Source organism: uncultured Campylobacter sp. (genome assembly GCF_938045625.1).
Taxonomy (GTDB): domain Bacteria; phylum Campylobacterota; class Campylobacteria; order Campylobacterales; family Campylobacteraceae; genus Campylobacter_A.
In genome coordinates this window covers 1-20,946 of the sequence record NZ_CALIAV010000012.1, presented here as the reverse complement: position 1 = coordinate 20,946, position 20,946 = coordinate 1, and the positions used below count along the sequence as shown (strand labels likewise).

Here is a 20,946-nt window from a genome sequence, read left to right as displayed (position 1 = left end):
AATTTAACCCGTAAGCGTTTGCCGAATTTGAGCTAAATTTCATCAAAAGTCCTTCCTAAGCACCAGATATCCCTCGCGCAGATTTTCAAGCTCTTTTTTTAGCTCGCATTCGCAAAGCTCGGGGATGAGCCTTACCGCATGCTCCCTAAATATCTCCACTTCAAAATACTTACTTAAATTTCCCAGCTTAAATTTGACGTATTCGCCGCCGCTAGCTACGATACGCTCAAACTCCTCGTCGGGTATTTCGAGCGTTTTTTCGCTAAAGTCCACCGTCCCCACGCCGTGTCCGACGCAGACGGAAAATAGCTTGATATCTTTTAGCTCTTTTGGCATCTTTTCGTTTTCGTCCATGTGGCGGCGGGCTAGTTTATAGACTCTTATCATCGTTTATCCCAAATTTCTTTTTTGACGTCGATGGCATTTTGCGTATCGCGTTTTGCTTTGGCGTATTTTAGATAGACGTCGTTGTAAAGCAGCCCCATACACTCGGCGTATCTAGGGTCTTCTTCTTTATGGATAGCCTCTAGCATCGCTTTTTTAGTAGCCGCTACGTCGTGGATATTAGGAGAAGTTTTGGCCGCGTCCATATACTTGGCAAACAGCGTCCTGCCGAAGATATAGCTCATTAGCCTCTTTGCCTCGGCTTCCAAATCGCGCTCAAAAAGTATATCGCCTATGATAGACTCTTTTACGGCGGGAGCTTTGCAGTCGTCTTGCTCAAAGCTTCTTTTTTGCAGCTTTTGATCTATGATGCCAAGAGCCATGCCAAGGCCGTATATGACGCTAGCAGGATGCGGAGGACAGCCCGGGATATAGACGTCTACGGGGATAATCTTATCTATACCGCCCCAAACGCTATAAGCGTCGTAAAAGATACCGCCCGTACTGCCGCACGCGCCAAAGGCCACCACGATCTTTGGATCGGGCGCTGCCTCGTAAGCGCGAAGCAGCGGATAATACATCTGGCGCGTAACCGGGCCGGTGCAGAGCAAAATGTCTGCGTGGCGAGGGTTGGCTACTAGCTTAAAGCCAAAGCGCTCCGGATCCCACATCGGCGTGATAGCGGCGAAAATTTCTATCTCGCAGCCGTTGCAGCTGCCGCAGTCGATGCGGTAGACGCTAAAGCTTCGTTTGATATTTTTTAGATGTTCTAACTTTGCGGTTAGGTCGTTTGCCGTTTTTATATTTTCGGGAACTTGATAAAGGCTCATTTTATCCCCTCCTCTACGTCTTTAGTTATGCGCTCTACGGCTTGGGCTTTTTTGCACTCGGGGCAGATATATAGATAGTCTTTAGCTTCTTCTAGTCTGCCCGGGAGCAAATTTGCCGTACTAAGCTTTGAAAAAGTATAGTTTATAAGGCGAACCGGCGTATAGGGTTTGCCGCAGCATTTGCACTTTTGCATCTCTAGTTCGCCGCGCTGAATTAGCGCGCTTTTGTCAAATTTAACCGCAAGCTCGAAACCCTGGCTTAAACGCACGCCGCCGGTTGGACAAACCTCGTCGCAGCGTCCGCAAAATATGCATCGTCCGCAGTCAAACTGCCAAACGAGCTTGTCTTGCTTTTCGTTCATCTTTAGCTCTATGGCGTTGCTAGGGCACGCTACGCCGCACGCCGCGCAACCTATACAAAGCTCGTAGGTGTAAAACGGCTGCCCGCGGAAATTTTCGGGTACCTTATAAGGCTCAAACGGATAGGCGTAGGTCGCCTTTCCGTATTTTTCGGTTACGTCAAATAACTTCATCATCTTAAATCCTTTTTGCTAATTTTGCCCGTTTGGCAAAATTTCTTAAGGTCTTTTTCGGTTAAAATTTTGCTCTTTTTGGTATTTACGTCCACTACGGTAACGCGGTCGGTGCAGGAGTAGCACGGATCTAGCGAGCAAACGATAAGCGCCGCGTCTGAAATGTTATTTCCGCGGAACTGATAGCGAAGGCTAGGCCAGTTGTTATACGTAGCCGCGCGGCATCTCCAGCGGAAAACCTTTTGCGCGCTGCCTTGCATGATCCAGTGGACGTTTTCGCCGCGAGGAGCTTCTACGTGTCCGAGGGCGAAATTTTCAGGCTTTATCATCGTTTTTGGATCGATTGATATCGGCGTTTGAGGCATTAGCTCCAAACACTGCCTGATGATATGTATGGACTCTTTTAGCTCGTTATATCTCACGACTTCGCGGCTAAATACGTCTCCGCCGTGCTCTACGTAGACTTTAAATTCGATATTTTTAAAGAAATCGTAAGGGTGATCGTAGCGGTTGTCGCGCTTTAGACCCGAGCCTCGCATATTAGGGCCCACGGGGCTAAAGTCTCTTGCTACTTGCTTATCTAGCACGCCCACGCCTTTCCAGCGCGCGATTTGGCGTTTATCGTCCATAACCGCGTCCCAAATTTCAGAAATTTGAACGTCGAGCTTGTTTATCATCTCGATGCCCTTTTTTATCTCGTTATCGGTCATGTCGCGGCGAAGTCCGCCCATGATGACGTTGCCGTATGTTTTACGGCCGCCGGTTACGAGCTGGGCTAACTCCATAGAGTACTCGCGCACTCTAAAGATATGCATAAAGGCGTTATAGTTACCCGTTACCTCGCAAGCTAGACCGATGTTTAAAAGATGACTGTGAAGGCGCTCGATCTCAAGGCAAATCACGCGGATAGCCTGCGCTCTTAGCGGAACTTCAAGCCTGATAGCCTTCTCTGCCGCTTCTATACACGCAATCGCGTGAGCGTAGCCGCAAATTCCGCAGACGCGCTCTGCAAGGTAGCCCATCTGATCGTAGTTCATACGGTTTTCGGCTAGCTTTTCCATACCGCGGTGCTGATAAAAGAGGCGGTAGTCCGCATCTATGATCTCGTCGCCGTCGCAAAATAACCTAAAGTGTCCCGGTTCGTCGCTGGTTACGTGCAAAGGCCCAAGCGGCACGTCGATGACGCTATCGCCTTTTGGAAATAAAAACTCGGTATCTGGCTCATCTTGATGAGCGACCGGATCTGGTCTATAGCGGTAGTCCATCGCGTCTTTTCTAAGCGGATAAAGGCCGTCAGGCCAATCGTCGCTTAACACCAATCTACGCTTATCGGGTAAACCCTCGGCTACTAGGCCGAACATATCGTAGGCTTCTCTTTCGTACCAAACGCAAGCAGGCACTAGCGGCGTAACCGACGGAAAAGTCGGATCGACGCCGGGAATTAGCGTTTTAACGGTGATAAAGCACTTATCCTCGGCAGCAAAGTCGTCTTCTTCCGTCATCTTGCCACCCTCCATAGATAAAGCGTAGTAAAGCGCAAAACAGCCGTTTATAGTCCTCTCGTCGCTAGGTATCATCGTAGAGATGAAACCGCCGATATCGTAGTAAAGGGTCTTAACCGCAAGCGGAAGATCGTTTCTGTCCACTAGGACAGTAATTTGATCGTCGGCTTGGCGGGTTACTTCTAGAACCTTTACCTTTGTTTTTAAAATTTCAACGAATTTATCGCCTCTCATAATAGTTCTCCAGTTATTATCTTAACGCCGTTTTCAACCAGCGTATAAAAGTTATCCACGTGCCAAACGCCAAAGATTATAATCAAAGCGCAAAGCAGGATAAGCGGTAAATTTTCTAATATACTCATCTCTTTATTATGAACGACCGCGCCTTTAGGTTCGCCGAAGCTTGCTAAGTTAAAGTGCGAGAAGTCCGCGATAAAGATGATGGCAAGAGCTATCGCAAATAAAGCGACGCTAAAGTATTGACCGCTATTTACGGCGCCGACGAAGACGTTAAATTCGCTAACGAATATCGCAAACGCGGGCACGCCTACCAGCGAGCAAACCGCAGCGCCAAACATCATCGTAGTTACGGGAGCTATCTTTATCATGCCGCCCATTTTGCTCATATCTTTGTGTCCGTAAATTCTAGCGATATTGCCCGTTGAGCAAAACGCGAGAGCCTTGGTAAAGCTGTGAGCTAGGCAGTGAAAAATCGCCGCAAATAGCCCGAAAAATCCGCCGACTCCCAAAGAAAAAGCTATAACGCCCATATGCACGATAGAGTGGTAGGCAAACATCCTTTTTACGTCGTGTTGTCTGATTAGGAAAATTCCGCCCACAAATAGCGTAATAAGACCGGAAACTATCATCACGCTTTGAACAAACTCCATACCGGTAGCTTGAGCCGCGATAGCGTAGTATCTAAATAAAGCTAGCATCGCGCACTTTAGCAAAACGCCTGAAAGTAGAGCCGAAATCGGGGCTGGGCCTTGGGCGTGAACGTCGGGAAGCCAGGTGTGAGTAGGAGCAAGGCCGGCTTTGGTGCCAAATCCGATAAGCGCAAAGACAAAGATTAGCTTTGCAACGTCATGGTTTAAATTTTTAGCATTTGCCATTATGCCGGTCCATAGCATCGCTGCCTCGCCGTCTTTTATCTCCGCAAAGGTCGCAGAGTAAAGAAGCACGGTCGCATAAAGCGCAAACGCTAGGCCGATAGAGCAAAGGACTATGTATTTATAGCCGCTCTCGGTTGATTTTTGATCTTTTAAGATCGCTACTAGAAACACTGATGAAAGCGTAGTAGCCTCGATCGCAGCCCACATAAACGCGACGTTGTTACAGATGACGCTTAAGCTCATCGTAAAGATAAATACGTGGCTAAGCGCGTAGTATTTCTTAAGCGCGCTTAAATTTATATGTCCCTCTTCAAGCTCCCATCTCATATAGTGGGTCGCGTATAAATTTACGAGTAAGCCGGTAACCGCGATAAGTATCAAAAATACGCAGCCAAGGCTGTCTAGAAACAAAAATTTATCGTGCGCATAAAACGTACCGCCGGTTAAAACCTTGCTTACGTTAAATAGCAACGCCAAAGACGTAACTGCGCTAACGGCTACGTGAAGCAAACTCAAAGTCGCGTAATTTTTCGGAGAGAAAAATAGCAGTATCGCTCCAAGAAGCGGTAAAATTAATATCAAAGTTAAACTATCCATCTCTATCCCCTTAAATTTGTAGCCTTAGACGTGTCAAGGCTGCCGTATGCTTTATAAAATCTAATCGCTAGAACGCTCATGATGATAACGGCGAAAATCGCATCGGTTAAAATTCCAAGCTCAACAAGCTCGTTTGAGTTGTAAGCCATAAGCGCTAGGCTTAGATGTATGCCGTTTTCAAAAAGGCAATAAGCTAAAATTTGCTTGATAAACGAGTTTCTAAGCATAAAGCCAAAAACCCCCATCATAAACACGCAAACCGCGGCTAGTAGCATTATCTCTTCTTTAATAAGCGAAAACTCCAAAAATATCGGATTAATACTCATCGCCAAAGCCAAACTAAAACCCATCGCTATAACAGGGCTCACAAAAAAGCCGCCCACAGGCTCGTCTTCGTGTACGACGCCAAGATTTTTAATAAGCCAAAGCAAGATCGCAGGCACGAATAAAACCTTCGTAAAAAACGCCACGACCGCCCACGTGGATAGTTGCTCGGCGTTAAATTTAGACGACAACGCAAAAAATATCCCGACTAATAGCAGCGTCTGAACTCCATAAACTATGACGGATAGTTTTAGGCTTCTTAGCCCGAAAACCGCCAAAGACGTTACCATCATACAGATAGCCAAAGTATCTAAAATATTCATCTCACACCCCCACGACGTAAAGCGTCAAAGCCACGAAAGATATGGCTAGAGCGGCTACCGCGTTTTTACGCAAGGACGAAGTCATCTGGAACCTAGGTCCGAAGTTATCTATAAACACGGCCGCTACGTAAAACACTCCCGCCTTTAAAACGAAAATTATAACGGCAAGGAAAGGATTGCTAAAATTCCACGGCTCGAAAATCGAAAGGAAAAGCCCGATCATCGCAAATTGTTTTAAGATAAGCGAAGCTTGAACTAGGCCTAGGTCAGAGCCGGCGTATTCGCCTAGCAAGCCTTCTTGCAACTCTTGCTCGGCTTCTGCGAGGTCAAAAGGCTTTCTGCCGGTTTCAACGTATATGCACCACAAAAACGCGATCGAAGCAACCGCAAAGCTTGGGATCTGATATCCGATCTGTCCGCTTTTTACCATTGATTGGATTTCTACTAAATTTGACGTTCCGGCTGCAAGCATAACGACGATTAGGCACATTATCATAACAGGCTCTACGTAGACGGCTAGCATCTGCTCGCGTCCGCCGCCGGTAGCCGCAAACGGGTTGCCGCTATCCATAGACGCAGCGCCGAATACGAATCTCAAAAGTGCGCCTAGGTAAAGAATCACGAAAATATCGGAGTATGCTCCAAAAATCGTGCTTTTACTATAAGTAATAGGAATAGCCGCTAGTATCGCCGCCGAAGTAGCAAACAAGAAAAACGGAGCCTGCCTAAATACCCAGTGAGAGCAAGCAGGCACGGTTCTACCGCGTCTAAATAGCTTTATGATGTCGCGATACGTCTGGAAGAAATCGCTACCTTGTTTTGATTGTAGTTTGGCTCTTAGTTTTCTGGCCATACCGTCAAACAAGGGCGCAACCAAGATGATGACGACTACTTGAAATATCATCAAAAGTATAGTCTGTAAAATTTCCATCTCACGCCCCCTATATCAAAAAGTAGCTAACCGCTAGTATCGCGCAAAGATATACAAGGATATATAGCGCGTAAACGTTGGTGTAGCCGCTTTGCATTATGCCTATTTTATCGGCGACCTTTTCGGTAAATTTAATCACCGGCTCGTAAAATAGTCCCCACCAGATATCTTTTGGATGGTTGTGATACTCAACCGGGTTAAAATAGCCTTTAGTCACGACTTTTCTCTCGCCTTTAAACAGCCAGTTCATTATGCGTCTTAGATCGCCCGTAAAAGGGCCGCCCGTCATTTGCATGCGAGAGCTGTACTTAAATCCGCAAGCCCAAGGATCGGTCTCGCGAGGTTTCTCGCGGTTTGCTTTCATCACGGCCAAAATCGCAAAAGGCAAAACCATAGTAGAACATAAGATGATGGCTATAAGCGGAGTTGAAACGACGCTGCCTAAATTTGAGGTTAAATTTATACCGTGGCTAGCTACGTAACCGCCTGCGCCGCCTATGGAATTTACGGCCGTTTGGATGTAGCCGACGACTACGTTAGCTCCTATACCAAAGCCTATACAGCCGATCATTAGCACGATCATGCCAAGCACCATAAATACCGGGCTTTCTTTGGCGTTTTCCCAAATTTTCTGATCTCTTGGAGTTCCCGCAAAGATTACGGCATAAAGCTTAAGGTGCATGCCGACTAACACGCCCGTAAGCGCTAGCGCGACGACTGAAAGCGTAAATGCGTATCTAGTAAAGATGCCCTGCTCTAGCGCGCCTTGAAGCATGCCTTGATATGTAAACCACTCTGATACGAAGCCGTTAACCGGAGGAAGCGCTGCGATACCCATGATACCGATAAACATACCCACAGACGTCCAAGGCATCTTTTTAGCTAAGCCGCCTAGCACGTCCATATCGCGAGTGTGCGTAGCGTGCAAAACCGAACCCGCGCAAAGAAACAAAAGTCCTTTAAATATCGCGTGGTTAACCACGTGGTAGCATCCAGCTAAAAATCCGATCGCGGCAAGCGTCATATTTCCGGCGGCTAGACCGTATAGGCCGGTGCCAAGACCGAGCAAGATGATGCCGATGTTTTCGACAGAGTGATAGGCAAGAAGCGCTTTGTAGTCGTGCTGACAAAGAGCATAAAGAACGCCAAAAAGCGAGCTAGCGGCACCCAAAATCAAAACCGTCAAGCCAAAGTAAATGCTTAAAGGCAAGAAAAGCGTAAATTTAACTAGAGTAAATAGCGCAACCTTTATCATTACGCCGCTCATTAAAGCAGAGACGTTTGAAGGAGCGGCCGGGTGAGCCATCGGTAGCCATACGTGAAACGGCCACATACCCGCCTTGCTGCCAAAACCGACCAAAAATAGTATAAACACGACGACGCTAGCCGCAGTCGGCATATTTAGGTGGGCAAATTTGCTAAATTCGGCGCTGCCGGCGTAGTGAGCCATTATTAGCAGTCCGCAAGTGATACAAAATGCGCCGACTTGAGCTATGCCAAGATACACCATCACCGCTTTTAGCGTGCCTTTGCCGTCGTTTACGAGGATAAGGAAAGACGAGATAAGCGTCATAAGCTCCCACAAAATGATGAAGCAAAATACGTTATTTGCGCTGATAACTAGAAGCATCGAAAGGATGAAAAGGTTAAACAAACAGGCAAAAACGCCTACGCTTGCTTTTTTTATGTATTCCTCCGCGTAGCTCATACCGTAGACGCTGCTGGCAAAGCCGATAAAGACGACTACGAAGCTAAAGAAATTTCCAAGCGGAGTTAGCTCAAATTTAGGCGCGTATAAAAAGTCTCCGCCTAGAGCGAAGCCTTGGGTGACGCCCATATTGGCCACGAAGTAGCAAAGCGCGTAAAAACAGCTGATCGCGCTTAGTCCAAAACCGATTTTGACGGCTGATTTTTGAGCGCCGTAGAGCAGGATGCTAACGGCGGCGCTAACTAAGAAAAGCAGATACACGCCTACCATCTCGCACCCCCTTTTGCGCCGCTATTTTCGTCGTTCATAGCGCGCGAATTTGACGCCGCTTGCTCTATTGCCTGCTCGCTAGGAGTTTTGTCAAGCTCCTTGATGACGATGACGTCGCCCTCGCCGTCCACGTCCTGAGCGCCGATATCGGCTAAAACGTGAGGCTCTTTTAAATTTCCGCTTCCGCGTAAAATTTTATCGACGAAAGCCTGAGCGGCCTCTTGCTCGATCTTGTTGCCAAGCTTGTGATGGCTGTGCAAAGGATCGACCATGATGATGGCGCTGGTAGGACAAACCTCGACGCACGCAGGGCCGTTTTCGCGTCCAAAGCACATATCGCACTTTATCGCGGTGTTTTTCGCGCCCGCCTGGCTCTCGATTTCGAGGTAGTACTTCGGCTCTACCGCGTAGTTAACCGACGGCATGAGCTCGGCGCTCGAGCTTATCGCGCCGTAAGGGCAAGCAATAGTGCAGAGTTTGCAGCCTATACAAATCTCTTCGTGAAGCTCGATGTAGTTGTCGTCAAACCTTAGCGCCCCGGTAGGGCACACGTTCGCGCAAGGACCGTCATCGCACTGACGACACTGCGTCGGCATGACGCCCTTTGCCTGGCGCAATACAGTTAGCCTAGCCTTTGAGAGCTTGCCGCGCTCATAGGCGCTACGGAAACATGCCGCCATGCAAGTAGCGCAACCGATACAACGTTTGTAATCGGCGATCACAAATTTATGTTGTTTCATAAATTCTCCTTTCTACTTGTTTTACGATTCTTGATTTCTCTTAAATCTTGAGCTAATTGTATTACTTTTAGAAATTTATTTCCGTCATTTGGCTGACGAATTTTGTATTTTTTAGATTAATTTTTATGAATTATTTATTTTTAAGCTTATCTTTAAATTTACGGTAAAATAGGGACTTTTTTAAACTTACACGAAGATAAAAATATTACGCATAGACCATCTAATACACTAAAAAGAGTGTTTTAGTCCTATAATGCTTCAGAAAGCTTAAGCCAAAATTTAATCTCGTCGTTTCAAATTTGACGGAATACTTTTTGCTAGAACTCGCCGTTAGTAATATAAAAAGGATAAAAATGCAGATCAAAAACGGTGCCTCAAACGAGATTTTAAAGACCTTGGCAAACCGAGTCGGTCAAAGCCAAAAGGGCGATAAATTTTTAGCCAGCTCTACGCTTGCGGCGGCAAATTTGACGGATTTTGCCCAGATGCTAGATAAATTTAACGAAAATGCAAATTTAAGCGACGCGGCAGACAAAATCGGCGCGGATAAATTTTACGGCGACGAGGCCGGCTCGTTTTTACGAAATTTAGCTCGCGACGAAAACGAAGCACAAATCTACGCCAAACTAGAGCGCGAAGCCAAAGAAGCCGCAAAAATGTTTAAGAAATTTGATTTTATGCAGATGATGACGAAGCTAGAGATGGGCAATCTAAAAGACGGCGAGCGAGCGGAAATTTTTGCCAAGATGAACAAGATCGCGAGGGAAATTTGAGCACGGTTAAATTTCCGCCCGATCTCTCAAAAATACTCTACGAAAATTACTATAAATAAATTTAAGCCAAATCGCCAAACTACGTGCACCGGCTCAAAAAAACGTCAAATTTAAGATAATTTTCCTCGCCGTCTTTCCTTAAATTTTGTATATTTTATCTGTTTTTTGATAAAATCGCGAATTTTAAGGACAAGGAAAATTTGAATATGAACTATGATATTATCGTAGTCGGAGGCGGTCACGCAGGCATCGAAGCCAGCCTCGCCGCCGCAAGAATGGGCAAAAAAACGCTGCTAATCACCATCCTAGCCGAGCAGATCGGCGCAGCCAGCTGCAACCCCGCAATAGGGGGCCTGGCAAAAGGCCACCTCGTAAAAGAGATCGACGCTCTAGGCGGGCAGATGGGGCTAACGACCGATGTCGTGGGCATACAGTTTCGCGTGCTAAACGAGAGCAAGGGCCCAGCTGTGCGGGGTAGCCGCGCTCAGATCGATATGGACCGCTACCGCGTCTATATGCGAAATTTACTGCTAAATACGCCAAATCTTGAAATCAGCCAAGAGATCGCAACGCAAATTTTAAGCCAAAACGGCGAAATCACGGGCGTAAAAACCCACCTAGGCAACGAATATAAAACCAGCAAACTCATCATCACGACGGGTACGTTTTTAAACGGGCTAATCCACGTCGGATTTAACAAACTAGAAGCCGGCCGCGTGGGCGAACTAAGTGCTAAAAATCTAAGCGATAGCCTGCGCGAACTAGGTCTAGAGGTCGGCCGGCTAAAGACCGGCACCTGCCCGCGCGTGGACGCTAAAAGTATCGACTTTAGCGTGCTTGAGATCCAAGGCGGCGACGAGGATCCAAGCCCATTTAGCTTCCGCACGCGGGACTTTGCGCCTACGCAGCTGCCCTGCTATATCGCCTACACGAACGAGACTACGCACGACATCATACGCTCAAATTTCGACAAAGCGCCGCTATTTACGGGCCAGATAGAGGGCGTGGGTCCGCGCTATTGCCCGAGTATCGAGGATAAGATAAATAGATTCGGCGACCGCGACAGACATCATCTTTTCGTCGAGCCGCAGACGCTAGAGGCCACGGAGTACTATATCAACGGCTTTTCTACGAGCTTGCCGTATGAAGTGCAGGTCGCGATGCTACGCTCGGTCAGAGGCTTTGAAAACGCTCGCATCGTGCGCCACGGCTACGCGATCGAGTATGACTACGTCCAGCCTACCGAGCTAAAGCACACGCTAGAGACCAAAAAGGCGCGCGGACTCTATCTCGCAGGCCAAATAAACGGCACGACGGGCTACGAGGAAGCTGGCGCGCAGGGTCTGATGGCCGGCATAAACGCAGCGCTTGCGCTTGACGGCAAAGAGCCGTTCATCCTGCGCCGAGATGAGGCCTATATCGGCGTTCTCATCGACGATCTCGTGACCAAAGGTACAAAGGAGCCCTACCGCATGTTTACCTCGCGCGCCGAGTATAGGCTGCTTTTGCGCGAGGATAACGCCGTGCTGCGCCTAGGAGGATACAGCCGCGAGCTTGGCTTGCTAGACGAGGCGACGTTTGAGAAAATAGAAGCCATAAGGTCAAATTTGACTCGCGGGCTAGAGCTGCTAAACGGCACCGAGATCACGCCGACAAAGCGAAATTTGGAGCTTTTAGCTAGCCTTGACGAGGAGATAATCAGCCAAAATTTGACCCTGCAAAAAATCGTCGCTAGAAAAAGCTTCACGGGCGAAAAGCTGCGCAAGCTAGATCCGTTTTTCGAGGCGCTCGACGAAGCTAGCTTGGAGCAAATTTTAACCGAAGCCAAATACCAACACTACATCGCCGAGCAAAAAAAGCAGATCGACCGCATGAAAGATATGATGAGCGTGAAAATCCCCGAGGGCTTTAGCTTCCGCGGTATCAGCGGGCTTAGCAACGAAGTGGTCGAAAAGCTCGAGAGATTTGCCCCGCCGACGCTCTTTGCGGCTAGCGAGATCAGCGGCGTGACGCCTGCGGCGATAGATATTTTGCACATCTATATAAAGATGAACGCAAGGGGGTCGCAGTAAGCGAAAATAAGGCTATTTAAAAGGATGGGTGTTAAATTTGAGGTTAAATTTAACGCTCCGCCTTTTTATAAACCCGTCAAATTTAAACGTATCTACTAATCTCTATCAAATTTCCGTCCGGATCACGCACGTAGATTGAGCTTATCGCTCCAAGCGCGCCGGTTCGCGGCACGATGCCCTGCTCTACGGCGATGCCAGCAGCCTCTAGCTCCTCTAAAACTAGCTCAAGCGGCGTATCGGTAAGTAAGCAAATATCAGCCGTTCCGATGTTTGCGTTTCGCGCATTTGGCAAAATCTCCTCGCCTTTTACGTGCAAATTTATCTTTTGCGAGCCAAAGGCCAGAGCTTTGCGTCCGTTTGCGAAATCAACCTCGCGCATACCCAGCACGCGCACGTAAAAATCAAGCGTCCGTTGCAAATTTGCCACCGTTAAAACGATGTGATCGATCGAAGCGATACGCATATATTCTCCTTTTAATCAAATTTAACCAAGCATTGCCCGCTAAAAACGGCAAATTTGACGGCGTAAATTTAAAGTCGCTCGGCGTCAAATTTTGCGGTGCGGGTAAAACGCGCAAACTAAAATATAATTTAAATTTACATCTGTTTATAGGCCGTCAAATTTAACCGACTAAACCAAATTTACACTCAAATTTTACTCCCGAAAGCCTTAAAATACGAAATAGTAAATAATGATTTAAAAATAGTTTAAACATTTAAACTATTTGCCGAAAAAATGAAAGTTTAATTTTCATAAGAGTATAATCTCGATTATTCTTCAAAAACCGTTGAAAGGAAAGTAATGTCCGTAAAACAAGAAAGACGAGATTTTATCGGTCTAGCGTTTGGCGCGGTAGCCGCAGTCGGCGGCGCAGCGACTCTCGTAGCCGTTAAAAAGACCTGGGACCCGCTTCCTAGCGTAAAGGCGGCCGGATTTACGACTGTAGATCTTAGCCCAATGAAAGAAGGCGAGATGCGCCAGATCGAGTGGCGTAAAAAGCCGATATTTATCCTAAAAAAAGACGCTTCGATGGCGCCTAACGACAAGCGCGATATCGTAGTAGAAGGTGCTAGATATATGGTGGCGATCGGGCTTTGCACGCATCTTGGCTGTATCCCGGAGTGGAAACCGGGCAAGCAACTTTTCGTTTGCGCCTGTCACGGAGGCGAATTTAACGCAGACGGCGTAAATACCTTCGGCCCTCCTCCTCGACCGCTAGACATACCGCCGTTTAAGATAGACGGTACGAAACTCGTTCTGGGCGAAACCAGCCCCGAATACGAAAAACTAGCGGCTCAAGCGTAAGGAGGGAAAAATGCACATCAGAAAATCAACGGGCGTCTTAGACTGGCTAGATCAGAGGATCGCCTTAAACAAGCTAATGAAAGTACTCGTCAGCGAATACTGGATACCGAAAAATATAAATTTCCTCTGGGCGATGGGCGTTATACTCACGACGCTTTTTGCTTTGCTTATTTTTACCGGATTTATGCTAGTTATGTACTACAAGCCGGACATAAATTTAGCCTTTGACAGCGTAAATTTGACTATAATGAAAGAAGTCGAGTACGGCTGGCTATGGCGTCACATACATGCAGTTGCGGCTTCGGTCGTATTTTTAATCATCTACATACACACCTTTACGGCGATCTACTACGGCTCTTACAAAAAAGGTCGCGAGATGATTTGGGTCAGCGGTATGTTGCTCTTCATCCTGTTTTCAGCCGAGGCTTTTAGCGGATATATGCTACCTTGGGGTCAGATGAGCTACTGGGCGGCGATGGTTATTACGAATTTATTCGGCGGCATCCCGGTTATCGGCGATGCGGTGGTCGAGTGGATCAGAGGCGACTACGCCGTTAGCGATCCGACTTTGACGAGATTTTTCATGCTTCACGTATGCTTGCTACCGATCGTGCTTATAGCAGTCGTCGCGATACACTTTTATACGCTTCGCGTTCCGCACGTAAATAACGAAACGGGCGAGGAGATAGACTTTGAAGTAGAAGCCGAAAAATACCTAAGCGGCGATACGAAAAACGCGAAAGTAATTCCGTTTTGGCCGGGCTTTTTGGCAAAAGACTTCATGTATATCGGCTTTTTCATGATTTTCTTTTTCTATTTAGTCTGTTTCCATTTCAACTTTGCGATGGATCCGATAAATTTCGAGCCGGGCAACCCGCTAAAAACGCCTCCGCACATCTATCCTGAGTGGTACTTCTTGTGGCAGTACGAGATTTTGCGCGGATTTTTCTTCGATATTTTCGGATTTAAAGCTTACAACATCGGCCTTATCGCGTTTGCGATCGCAGGCGTAGCTCTATTTTTCATGCCGCTTTACGACAGAAGCGACGTCGTGGCTCCGGCTCACGAGAGAAAGGGCTTTTTCGTATGGTTCTGGTTGCTAGTGGTCGATATGATCGTGCTTACGATATTTGGCAAGCTACCTGCCGACGGCGTGACGCTTGGTATTTCAAACTCATGGATAGGATTTTACTCGACCATTACGTTTTTCGTTCTGCTTTTTGTCGTTTTACCTATCATAACGACTCTTGAGAAAAAAGGAGCGATGAAATGAAAGAACTAAAAATTTTTATAATCGTAGTCGCGCTTACCGGCGTAGCGTACTGGGGCATAGAGCCATACGCACACAGCGTCATGCATCCGCACGTAAATTCGGCTGATTATGACTTTGGCGCAGAGGACGTAGCTCAAGCTAAATCCGTAGTAGAAGCTAGACAAAAAGCTCTTGAAGCCGCGCAAGCACTAAACGACGAAAAGAAAATCGCCGGAGCGAAAAAAGATTTAGAAGAAGCAAAAAAATCTCTTGAGGATTACACGGCGTTTTGGAAAGAAGTAAAGACTATAAATTTAGCCAAAGGAGACGCCGCTAAAGGCGCGGAAACTTTTGCTAACGCGGGTTGTACGGGCTGTCACGGCGTAGAGGCTGCAGGCATGCCGACAGCTATGAGCGCTGCCGAACTTAGCGAAGCGTACGGCGTAGTACCGCCCGATCTTAGCACTGCAGGAGCGATATACGACGCGCATTCCCTAGTAGCTCTTATAAAAGACCCGACTAAAGCGCTAAAGCTAACGCATAAATTTAACGACGAAAAGCCTTATCCGATGCCGGCCTTTTTCGGAGCGGGCGGAGAAGATCCAAATGCCGAGATCGCTGATATAGTTGCGTATCTAAAGTCTATCGCGCCTAAAGAAGTTAGCGACGAACAGGTATTTCACGACGCATGTCAAAGATGTCACGATATGAAGTACGAAAACAAATACACGCTAACCAACCGTGTAAATTTAGCCGCGTATATGGGCTCAAACCCGCCTGATTTATCGATGATGATCCGCTCAAAAGGCGATGATTATCTGCATAAATTTATAAACGACACGCAAAAGATGCTACCAGGCACAGCGATGCCTCGCGTAGGACTAAGCAAGGCTAGCGAGGATCAAATCGTAGCCTATATGCAAAAAGCCGGCGACGCTAAAAAAGCCGAGCGCGAAAGTCTAGGCATAAATGTGATGATTTACTTCCTGATTTTCGGCATCTTCGGATGGCTTTGGAAACGCAAAGTTTGGTCTAGCCTACACTAAAATTTGAGCCCGACTCCGGGCTCTTTTTAAATTTACCGCTTCGCATCCTTCTTTTTGATTTTTAAATTCGCCCTGTTTTTAACTCGCAAATAGTTTTTACTTGAATCTATTTTATCGCTTACGGTCTAGCTCAAAGCCGAGTTGAGCCGCGCCGCTCGTCTAAATTTAAACATTTTTTAGATTAGTCCGCTAAAATGCGTTAAATTTTAATAAGGAAAAAAGATAAACAAAGCAGAATTTCAAAAGCTAAATTCCAAAGAAAAACAAGATGCGATGCTAAAAATATCCGCCGCATATCCGCAATTTAAATTTCTAAATTTAAGCAAATTTACGTGCGGCGAGCATAGCTTTGAGACGGGCATTTTTGATTTTGAGGGGAGCGAGTTCGTTTTTATCCCGGGGGACGAGCCCGAACTTGGCTGGGATGATTTTGCCGTTTTAGATGAAAATTCGACAAAAGAGATTAAAAAACAATGCGACTTTTGTCCCGAGGATCAAAGCCTGCGCGAATTCGTAGCAGAACAAACCTCGCCGCTTCGCCGCGCCAAAATCCCCACTGTGTTAGCCGAAAGAAAACCCGCCGAACTTAGCTGGTACGAGGTAGATTTAAGCGACGAAAGGCTTAAAATTTACGCAAACGAGATAGAGGATTTTTTGTGCGGTAAAGACAAAGATATTTCTGAAATGACGGTTTGGAGCACGATAAAGTTAGTTCGCGAAGACGGCAAAATTCGCGCGTTTTTGTTTTACGACGTCACGCACGAGGAGCTTGAAGCGAATTTACGCAAGAACGGCTTTAGCCTACCCAGCCAGGACGAATGGGAATACCTAGCCGGATGCGGCGCGCGCACGCTTTGGCGTTTTGGCGACGAGCTGGGTTTCGACAAGGTAGCGTTACCGCACGTTAATCAGCCCAAAAATCCGGAATTTTCGCTATTTGAGCCGAATTTATTCGGGCTATTCATCGCCTTTGATCCTTACCCGATCGAGCTTGTAAGCGCGCCGATATACTTTAAAGGCGGCGATGGCGGCAGCGCGTTTTGCGGCGGTGCGTCGCTATTTGAGTGCCTGCTGCCCGTCTCGCCTTTTTACGCTATGAGCGAGGAGATGCGAAATGATTATTTGGAGTTTTTGAACGACGGCGATATCGACAACGCGATTTATAGGCGTATTTTTAGACTTTGAAAAAGACGCTTTAGCCGCTGGCGTGCGCGATTTTAGCACCGATTAAAGATATCTCGCCGTGCGTTTTAGCTTAAACTTAAGTCGCTACTCAAAGGCTTAAGTTAGCCTAGGTACCGAGATTTTGCGAAATATAAATTAAACTCGTACGCTACTCCCGCTTTGCAAAACGTTTTTGCGCTAGTTTACGACAACTGCGGAATTAAAATAGGCGCAAAGCGATAAATTCGCCGCAAAAAGCTGAGCTTACTTTCGTTTTTCATTGCTTAAATTCTCGTACATTTATACTTAGATGCTAAAATCAGCCACCGTTTTTTCATAAATTTTACCAAAAAGGAAAAATATGGCTAAATTTAAATTTTTTGCGACCATCGCGGCGTTTTGCCTCGGGTTAAATTTAAGCGCTAGCGAGCTGGAGGGCAGGTGGGGCATCGTCTCGGCAAACATAGACGGGCAGGAGGTTCAAACGGCAGGACAGACGTGCTTTGAGGATTCGTTTTTCGAGGTTAGCGGCCGCGAGGCAAAGCTAGGCCTTAGCTCCGTAGGCGAGGACGGTGCGTGCAAAAGCGGCGCGGCAAGCTACGCCTTTAAGAGCATAGGCGCGGACAAATACGCGCTGGGTCCTATCGGCGAGTTTTGGCTAGATAAAGACGCACTAAAAGTAAAGCAGTCCTTAGACGGCGACAATTTTATCGTCTTTTCTTTCAAAAAAGACGCGGCCGCAAACAAAGCCGTGGCAACCGCAACCGGCTCAAATTTGAGCGCGGACGAGCTAGAGGGCAGATGGGAGATCGACTCGGTCGCAGCACAAGGGCAGACGTTTAAAACGGCAGGCCAAAAGTGCTTTGAGGATTCGTTTTTCCAGATAGCAGGCGGCAAAGCAACGGTCAGTATCGTAGCGGCAAATCCGGACGGCACGTGCAAAACCGGCGCGGGAGAAAGCGGCTACAAAAGCCTTGGCGCAGGTAGGTATGCGCTAGATAACGACGCGGGCGAATTTAGATTAAAGGGCGACACGCTCGAATACGAACAAAGCGCGGGCGGTGTCTTGTTTACCTTTAAAAAAAGCCGCGCGGCACACGCTAGCTCAAATCAGACACAAGCCAAATCAAGCTCAAATTTAGAGCCCCAAAAAGACCCTAGCGTCAAGCATAGCGACGCAAAAGCTACCAAAAAAGGCACGGGCGTGTTTGCAGGCAAGTGGTTTTTCATAAACACGAACATCGACATATCCTTTTATCTGCGCGACGACGACACTTACGCGAGCCGTTTAGAAAAGCCCGACTGGCGCACGCGCATCGACGGCACGTATAAAAAAGACGGCAAAAAAATCGTACAAACCGCCAACGACGGCGAGCAAAGCACATATAGCTGCGAGAATGCGGACTGCACGTTTTTGTGGAGCGACGGCGGATACCATCTCTTTAACGCTCAAATCTTAAATGAGGTGCCAAAGGGCAGCTACTCATTCACCGCCGTTGGCTCCATGTCCATTTACAACGCCTCGGGCGATTTGGACGTTGTTGGCGGAGGCGTGAGCGGGTACTATGACTTCGACGGCAAAGGCCACTTCAAGGACGGCAGTTTGTCCTACTCCTCCGCCGCCATGAGCAATGTGGGCGGCGGCGGAACAAGATCTAGCAGTAGCGCGGGCTCATATACGCTAGACGCGGGCGAGCTCACGCTCAGGTACGACGACGGACGGACGCAGCGTCATAGCTTTTTTTATATCCCGCCTACTAGCGAAGGCAAGGCAGGCGGAGCGGTCGTCGACGGCGTGATACATTTTTTGGACGAATAACAACCCATCGGCGTAAAACCAGGGCAAATTTGAGAACAAAAAGCCGAAGGCAAAACCGCCGCAGACGGCTTAAAAATTTACGAAAGGAAAAACATGGCTAAATTTAAATTTTTCGCAATCCTCGCGGCGCTTTGCCTCGGGTTAAATTTAAGCGCTAGCGAGCTAGAGGGCAGATGGAGCATCGTCTCGGTTACGGCGCAGGGGCAGACGTTTAAAACGGCCGGACAAAAGTGCCTCGAAGACTCTTTTATCGAGGCTAGCGGCGATAGCGCGCGCCTAAGCTTAAGTAGCGCGGGCGGCAGCTCATGCGAAAAAGCCGAACAAAACTTCGCTCTAAAAAACCTAGGCGGCGGCAGATACTCGCTTGGCGGCGGCGAGCTACGGCTAAATAACGGCTCGCTCGAATACAAACAAGGCACGGACAGCGGCGAGATCGTATTTACCTTTAAAAAAGACGAGGTAAATTTAGCCGGCATCGTAAACGGCGCTCTAAATCAAGCAAGCCCCGGCGGGTCAAATTTAAGCGAGATTGAGGGCAGATGGGAGCTAGTCTCGCTAAAGGCGCAGGGGCAGAGCTTTAAAGTCGCGGGACAAAAGTGCTTCGGCGACTCGTTTTTTGAGATCGGCGGCGATGAAGCGACGGTAGGCATCGTGGGCGTAAATCCGGACGGTTCGTGCAACAATAGCGCAGGCAAAAGCGGCTACGAAAGTCTAGGCGGCGGCAAATACGCGCTTAGCGCTAAAGGGCTGGGCGAGTTTTGGCTAAAGGACGGCATGCTCGAATACAAACAAGTCGCGGACGGGCAAGAGGTCTTGTTCGTCTTTAAAAAAAGCGCAAGTAGCGCGCAGGCAAAAGCAAACAAATCAAGCTCAAATTCGGTCGAGTCCGCAAAACCCGCAAAGGACTCTAGCGTCAAACATAGTAGCGCCGGGGCGAGCAAAAAAGGCTCGGGGGTATTTGGCGGTACGAAATTTAACATGCTTTTAAACACGAGCGAAGATTATTCCTTTTATCTACGCGACGACGGCACCTACGCTAGCCGCCTAGAAAAGCCCGACTGGCGCACGCGCATCGACGGAACGTATAAGGTCAAAGACGGCATCCTAACGACAACTAGCAACGACGACTACGATACGAGCTACTACTGCGAGAACGACGACTGCACCTTTTTGTGGAACTCAATCGGCACGGGGTATTATATGTTTCAGGCGCAAATTTCAAGCCAAATGCCAAAAGAGTGCTTCTCGTTTCGCAAGGACAGCTCGTCGTCCCTGCACGGCTGGTCGGGTGGCAGCGATACGGTGAGCGTAGGCGTGAGCGGATACTACTGCTTTGACGGCAAAGGGCGCTTTAGCTCGGGCGGATCGTCGTATGCTATGGCAACCTCGGGTACCCCAGGCGGCAGCATAGACGGGGGCAGCTCGAAATCACGTAGCGACGAGGGCTCATACACGCTCGATCAAGGCGAGCTAACGCTAAAATACGACGACGGTACGGTCGTTCGCCACAGCTTTTTCTACACCCTGCCACGCAGTAAAGATAACAAAACTATGGCGATCATCGACGGCGAGGTTTATCGGTAGGCTGGCTCTTTTTGGTTAGTAGGATTTAGCATTTTAGCCCGTTTTTGATCGGGCTAAATTTACATACTGCGCCAGCCAAATTTGATAGTCTGCTCTCGCCTCTCACGACCATCAAATTTGCTTGTCGCTTACCTCAAAACCTAACTTAAAATTTAACGCCGTACATTAATTTCCATCGTCAAATTTTACTCTCGCCTGACCCGCCAAAAATCTCAAATTTGATGTGCAAAATAATATTTTTAACTTTCCCTCGCTTTTTACGTCCGATTTTGGCTATAATTTCAACCAAAGCAGATCGCGGTCGCGATTTACATTTGCATAAATTTATCTTCATTACAGTTTCTGCAAATTTACACAAACCTGAGCTCAAATTTGCGCTCAAATTTGACGAAGTTCCGCGTGTCGGAAAAATTTACTACGGATTAGAGTATGTATTTTATCGGTATCGACATCGGCTCGACCTCATCAAAGGTCGCCGTTATGGATGAGTGCGGCAAATTTTGCGAGCTGTTTTTGCTACCTAGCGGCTTTAGCGCGGTCAAAGTCGCGCGGCAGATCAAGCAAATTTTAGAGCAAAAAGGCTACGGCGGGGGCTTCGTAACGGCTACGGGCTACGGACGCGTCAGCGTGGACTACGCGCAGCTTAGCATGAGCGAAATTTTATGCCACGGCC

General features: G+C 47.7%; 19 protein-coding genes. 9 read left to right on the top strand and 10 right to left on the bottom strand.

The features are described from left to right. Positions 1–42 precede the first annotated feature (42 nt). Genes Q0386_RS00815 through Q0386_RS00775 form a run of 9 tightly spaced genes read right to left on the bottom strand, consistent with a single transcriptional unit; the run spans position 43 to position 9,257 of the window. Positions 43–387, bottom strand: a complete 345-nt coding sequence (locus Q0386_RS00815) for a formate hydrogenlyase maturation HycH family protein (RefSeq protein ID WP_299025716.1) — start codon at positions 385–387, stop codon at positions 43–45. Continuing rightward, positions 384–1,214 carry an NADH-quinone oxidoreductase subunit B family protein gene (locus Q0386_RS00810; RefSeq protein ID WP_298055275.1) on the bottom strand — a complete coding sequence of 277 codons (831 nt, stop codon included), beginning with the start codon at positions 1,212–1,214 and terminating at the stop codon, positions 384–386. Before Q0386_RS00810 ends, Q0386_RS00815 begins: the two co-directional genes overlap by 4 nt. Next, positions 1,211–1,750 carry a formate hydrogenlyase complex iron-sulfur subunit gene (locus tag Q0386_RS00805; RefSeq protein ID WP_295145296.1) on the bottom strand — a complete coding sequence of 180 codons (540 nt, stop codon included), beginning with the start codon at positions 1,748–1,750 and terminating at the stop codon, positions 1,211–1,213. Before Q0386_RS00805 ends, Q0386_RS00810 begins: the two co-directional genes overlap by 4 nt. Beyond that, on the bottom strand, positions 1,747–3,483 hold the full coding sequence (locus tag Q0386_RS00800; protein ID WP_298945274.1) for an NADH-quinone oxidoreductase subunit C: 1,737 nt from the start codon (positions 3,481–3,483) through the stop codon (positions 1,747–1,749). Before Q0386_RS00800 ends, Q0386_RS00805 begins: the two co-directional genes overlap by 4 nt. Then, complete coding sequence (locus tag Q0386_RS00795; protein WP_299025713.1) at positions 3,480–4,961, bottom strand: hydrogenase 4 subunit F; 1,482 nt, start codon at positions 4,959–4,961, stop codon at positions 3,480–3,482. Before Q0386_RS00795 ends, Q0386_RS00800 begins: the two co-directional genes overlap by 4 nt. Before the next feature lie 2 nt (positions 4,962–4,963). Next, positions 4,964–5,608 carry a hydrogenase 4 membrane subunit gene (hyfE, locus tag Q0386_RS00790; RefSeq protein WP_298059015.1) on the bottom strand — a complete coding sequence of 215 codons (645 nt, stop codon included), beginning with the start codon at positions 5,606–5,608 and terminating at the stop codon, positions 4,964–4,966. Position 5,609: 1 nt separating this feature from the next. Continuing rightward, a complete protein-coding gene (locus Q0386_RS00785) occupies positions 5,610–6,539 on the bottom strand; it encodes an NADH-quinone oxidoreductase subunit H (RefSeq protein WP_299025710.1) in 930 nt (309 codons plus the stop codon). A 10-nt stretch (positions 6,540–6,549) separates the two neighbouring features. Continuing rightward, positions 6,550–8,517: a proton-conducting transporter membrane subunit gene (locus Q0386_RS00780; RefSeq protein ID WP_299025707.1), complete on the bottom strand. Its 1,968-nt coding sequence runs from the start codon at positions 8,515–8,517 to the stop codon at positions 6,550–6,552. Next, entirely contained in the window at positions 8,511–9,257 is a 747-nt protein-coding gene (locus tag Q0386_RS00775) for a 4Fe-4S dicluster domain-containing protein (protein WP_299025704.1), read from the bottom strand. The genes Q0386_RS00780 and Q0386_RS00775 overlap by 7 nt, the downstream gene beginning before the upstream one ends. A gap of 353 nt (positions 9,258–9,610) precedes the next feature. On the opposite strand from Q0386_RS00775, the gene Q0386_RS00770 reads away from it, so the two are divergent. Continuing rightward, positions 9,611–10,030, top strand: coding sequence for a hypothetical protein (locus tag Q0386_RS00770; RefSeq protein WP_299025701.1), 420 nt, complete (start codon positions 9,611–9,613; stop codon positions 10,028–10,030). A 206-nt stretch (positions 10,031–10,236) separates the two neighbouring features. Next, the gene (gene mnmG / locus Q0386_RS00765) at positions 10,237–12,102 is read left to right on the top strand and encodes a tRNA uridine-5-carboxymethylaminomethyl(34) synthesis enzyme MnmG (RefSeq protein WP_299025699.1); all 1,866 of its coding nucleotides are present in this window, start codon (positions 10,237–10,239) and stop codon (positions 12,100–12,102) included. A gap of 82 nt (positions 12,103–12,184) precedes the next feature. Here mnmG and Q0386_RS00760 read toward each other — a convergent pair whose 3' ends face one another. Further along, positions 12,185–12,565 (bottom strand): VOC family protein, encoded by a 381-nt coding sequence (locus Q0386_RS00760; protein ID WP_299025697.1) that lies wholly within the window; start codon positions 12,563–12,565, stop codon positions 12,185–12,187. Positions 12,566–12,904: 339 nt separating this feature from the next. Between Q0386_RS00760 and Q0386_RS00755 the strand changes: the two genes are divergently transcribed. From Q0386_RS00755 to Q0386_RS00725, 7 genes are all read left to right on the top strand, one after another. Next, positions 12,905–13,408, top strand: coding sequence for a Rieske 2Fe-2S domain-containing protein (locus Q0386_RS00755; protein ID WP_299025695.1), 504 nt, complete (start codon positions 12,905–12,907; stop codon positions 13,406–13,408). A 10-nt stretch (positions 13,409–13,418) separates the two neighbouring features. Continuing rightward, positions 13,419–14,681, top strand: a complete 1,263-nt coding sequence (locus Q0386_RS00750) for a cytochrome bc complex cytochrome b subunit (protein WP_299025692.1) — start codon at positions 13,419–13,421, stop codon at positions 14,679–14,681. Beyond that, complete coding sequence (locus Q0386_RS00745; RefSeq protein WP_299025689.1) at positions 14,678–15,706, top strand: c-type cytochrome; 1,029 nt, start codon at positions 14,678–14,680, stop codon at positions 15,704–15,706. Before Q0386_RS00750 ends, Q0386_RS00745 begins: the two co-directional genes overlap by 4 nt. A 273-nt stretch (positions 15,707–15,979) precedes the next feature. Then, the gene (locus Q0386_RS00740; RefSeq protein WP_299025686.1) at positions 15,980–16,891 is read left to right on the top strand and encodes a hypothetical protein; all 912 of its coding nucleotides are present in this window, start codon (positions 15,980–15,982) and stop codon (positions 16,889–16,891) included. Positions 16,892–17,231: 340 nt separating this feature from the next. Further along, positions 17,232–18,689, top strand: a complete 1,458-nt coding sequence (locus Q0386_RS00735) for a hypothetical protein (RefSeq protein WP_299025683.1) — start codon at positions 17,232–17,234, stop codon at positions 18,687–18,689. A gap of 93 nt (positions 18,690–18,782) precedes the next feature. Next, the gene (locus Q0386_RS00730) at positions 18,783–20,273 is read left to right on the top strand and encodes a hypothetical protein (RefSeq protein WP_299025680.1); all 1,491 of its coding nucleotides are present in this window, start codon (positions 18,783–18,785) and stop codon (positions 20,271–20,273) included. Positions 20,274–20,702: 429 nt separating this feature from the next. Continuing rightward, on the top strand, positions 20,703–20,946 hold a 244-nt coding region (locus Q0386_RS00725; protein ID WP_299025677.1), incomplete at its 3' end, for a BadF/BadG/BcrA/BcrD ATPase family protein.

Coding starts and splice junctions, on each gene's coding strand:
- Q0386_RS00775 (WP_299025704.1), bottom strand. CDS start 9,257: ATGAAACAACATAAATTTGTGATCGCCGATTACAAACGTTGTATCGGT.
- Q0386_RS00805 (WP_295145296.1), bottom strand. CDS start 1,750: ATGATGAAGTTATTTGACGTAACCGAAAAATACGGAAAGGCGACCTAC.
- Q0386_RS00750 (WP_299025692.1), top strand. CDS start 13,419: ATGCACATCAGAAAATCAACGGGCGTCTTAGACTGGCTAGATCAGAGG.
- hyfE (WP_298059015.1), bottom strand. CDS start 5,608: ATGAATATTTTAGATACTTTGGCTATCTGTATGATGGTAACGTCTTTG.
- Q0386_RS00815 (WP_299025716.1), bottom strand. CDS start 387: ATGATAAGAGTCTATAAACTAGCCCGCCGCCACATGGACGAAAACGAA.
- Q0386_RS00730 (WP_299025680.1), top strand. CDS start 18,783: ATGGCTAAATTTAAATTTTTCGCAATCCTCGCGGCGCTTTGCCTCGGG.
- Q0386_RS00780 (WP_299025707.1), bottom strand. CDS start 8,517: ATGGTAGGCGTGTATCTGCTTTTCTTAGTTAGCGCCGCCGTTAGCATC.
- Q0386_RS00755 (WP_299025695.1), top strand. CDS start 12,905: ATGTCCGTAAAACAAGAAAGACGAGATTTTATCGGTCTAGCGTTTGGC.
- Q0386_RS00735 (WP_299025683.1), top strand. CDS start 17,232: ATGGCTAAATTTAAATTTTTTGCGACCATCGCGGCGTTTTGCCTCGGG.
- Q0386_RS00800 (WP_298945274.1), bottom strand. CDS start 3,483: ATGAGAGGCGATAAATTCGTTGAAATTTTAAAAACAAAGGTAAAGGTT.
- Q0386_RS00770 (WP_299025701.1), top strand. CDS start 9,611: ATGCAGATCAAAAACGGTGCCTCAAACGAGATTTTAAAGACCTTGGCA.
- Q0386_RS00760 (WP_299025697.1), bottom strand. CDS start 12,565: ATGCGTATCGCTTCGATCGATCACATCGTTTTAACGGTGGCAAATTTG.
- Q0386_RS00785 (WP_299025710.1), bottom strand. CDS start 6,539: ATGGAAATTTTACAGACTATACTTTTGATGATATTTCAAGTAGTCGTC.
- Q0386_RS00740 (WP_299025686.1), top strand. CDS start 15,980: ATGCTAAAAATATCCGCCGCATATCCGCAATTTAAATTTCTAAATTTA.
- Q0386_RS00745 (WP_299025689.1), top strand. CDS start 14,678: ATGAAAGAACTAAAAATTTTTATAATCGTAGTCGCGCTTACCGGCGTA.
- Q0386_RS00795 (WP_299025713.1), bottom strand. CDS start 4,961: ATGGATAGTTTAACTTTGATATTAATTTTACCGCTTCTTGGAGCGATA.
- Q0386_RS00810 (WP_298055275.1), bottom strand. CDS start 1,214: ATGAGCCTTTATCAAGTTCCCGAAAATATAAAAACGGCAAACGACCTA.
- mnmG (WP_299025699.1), top strand. CDS start 10,237: ATGAACTATGATATTATCGTAGTCGGAGGCGGTCACGCAGGCATCGAA.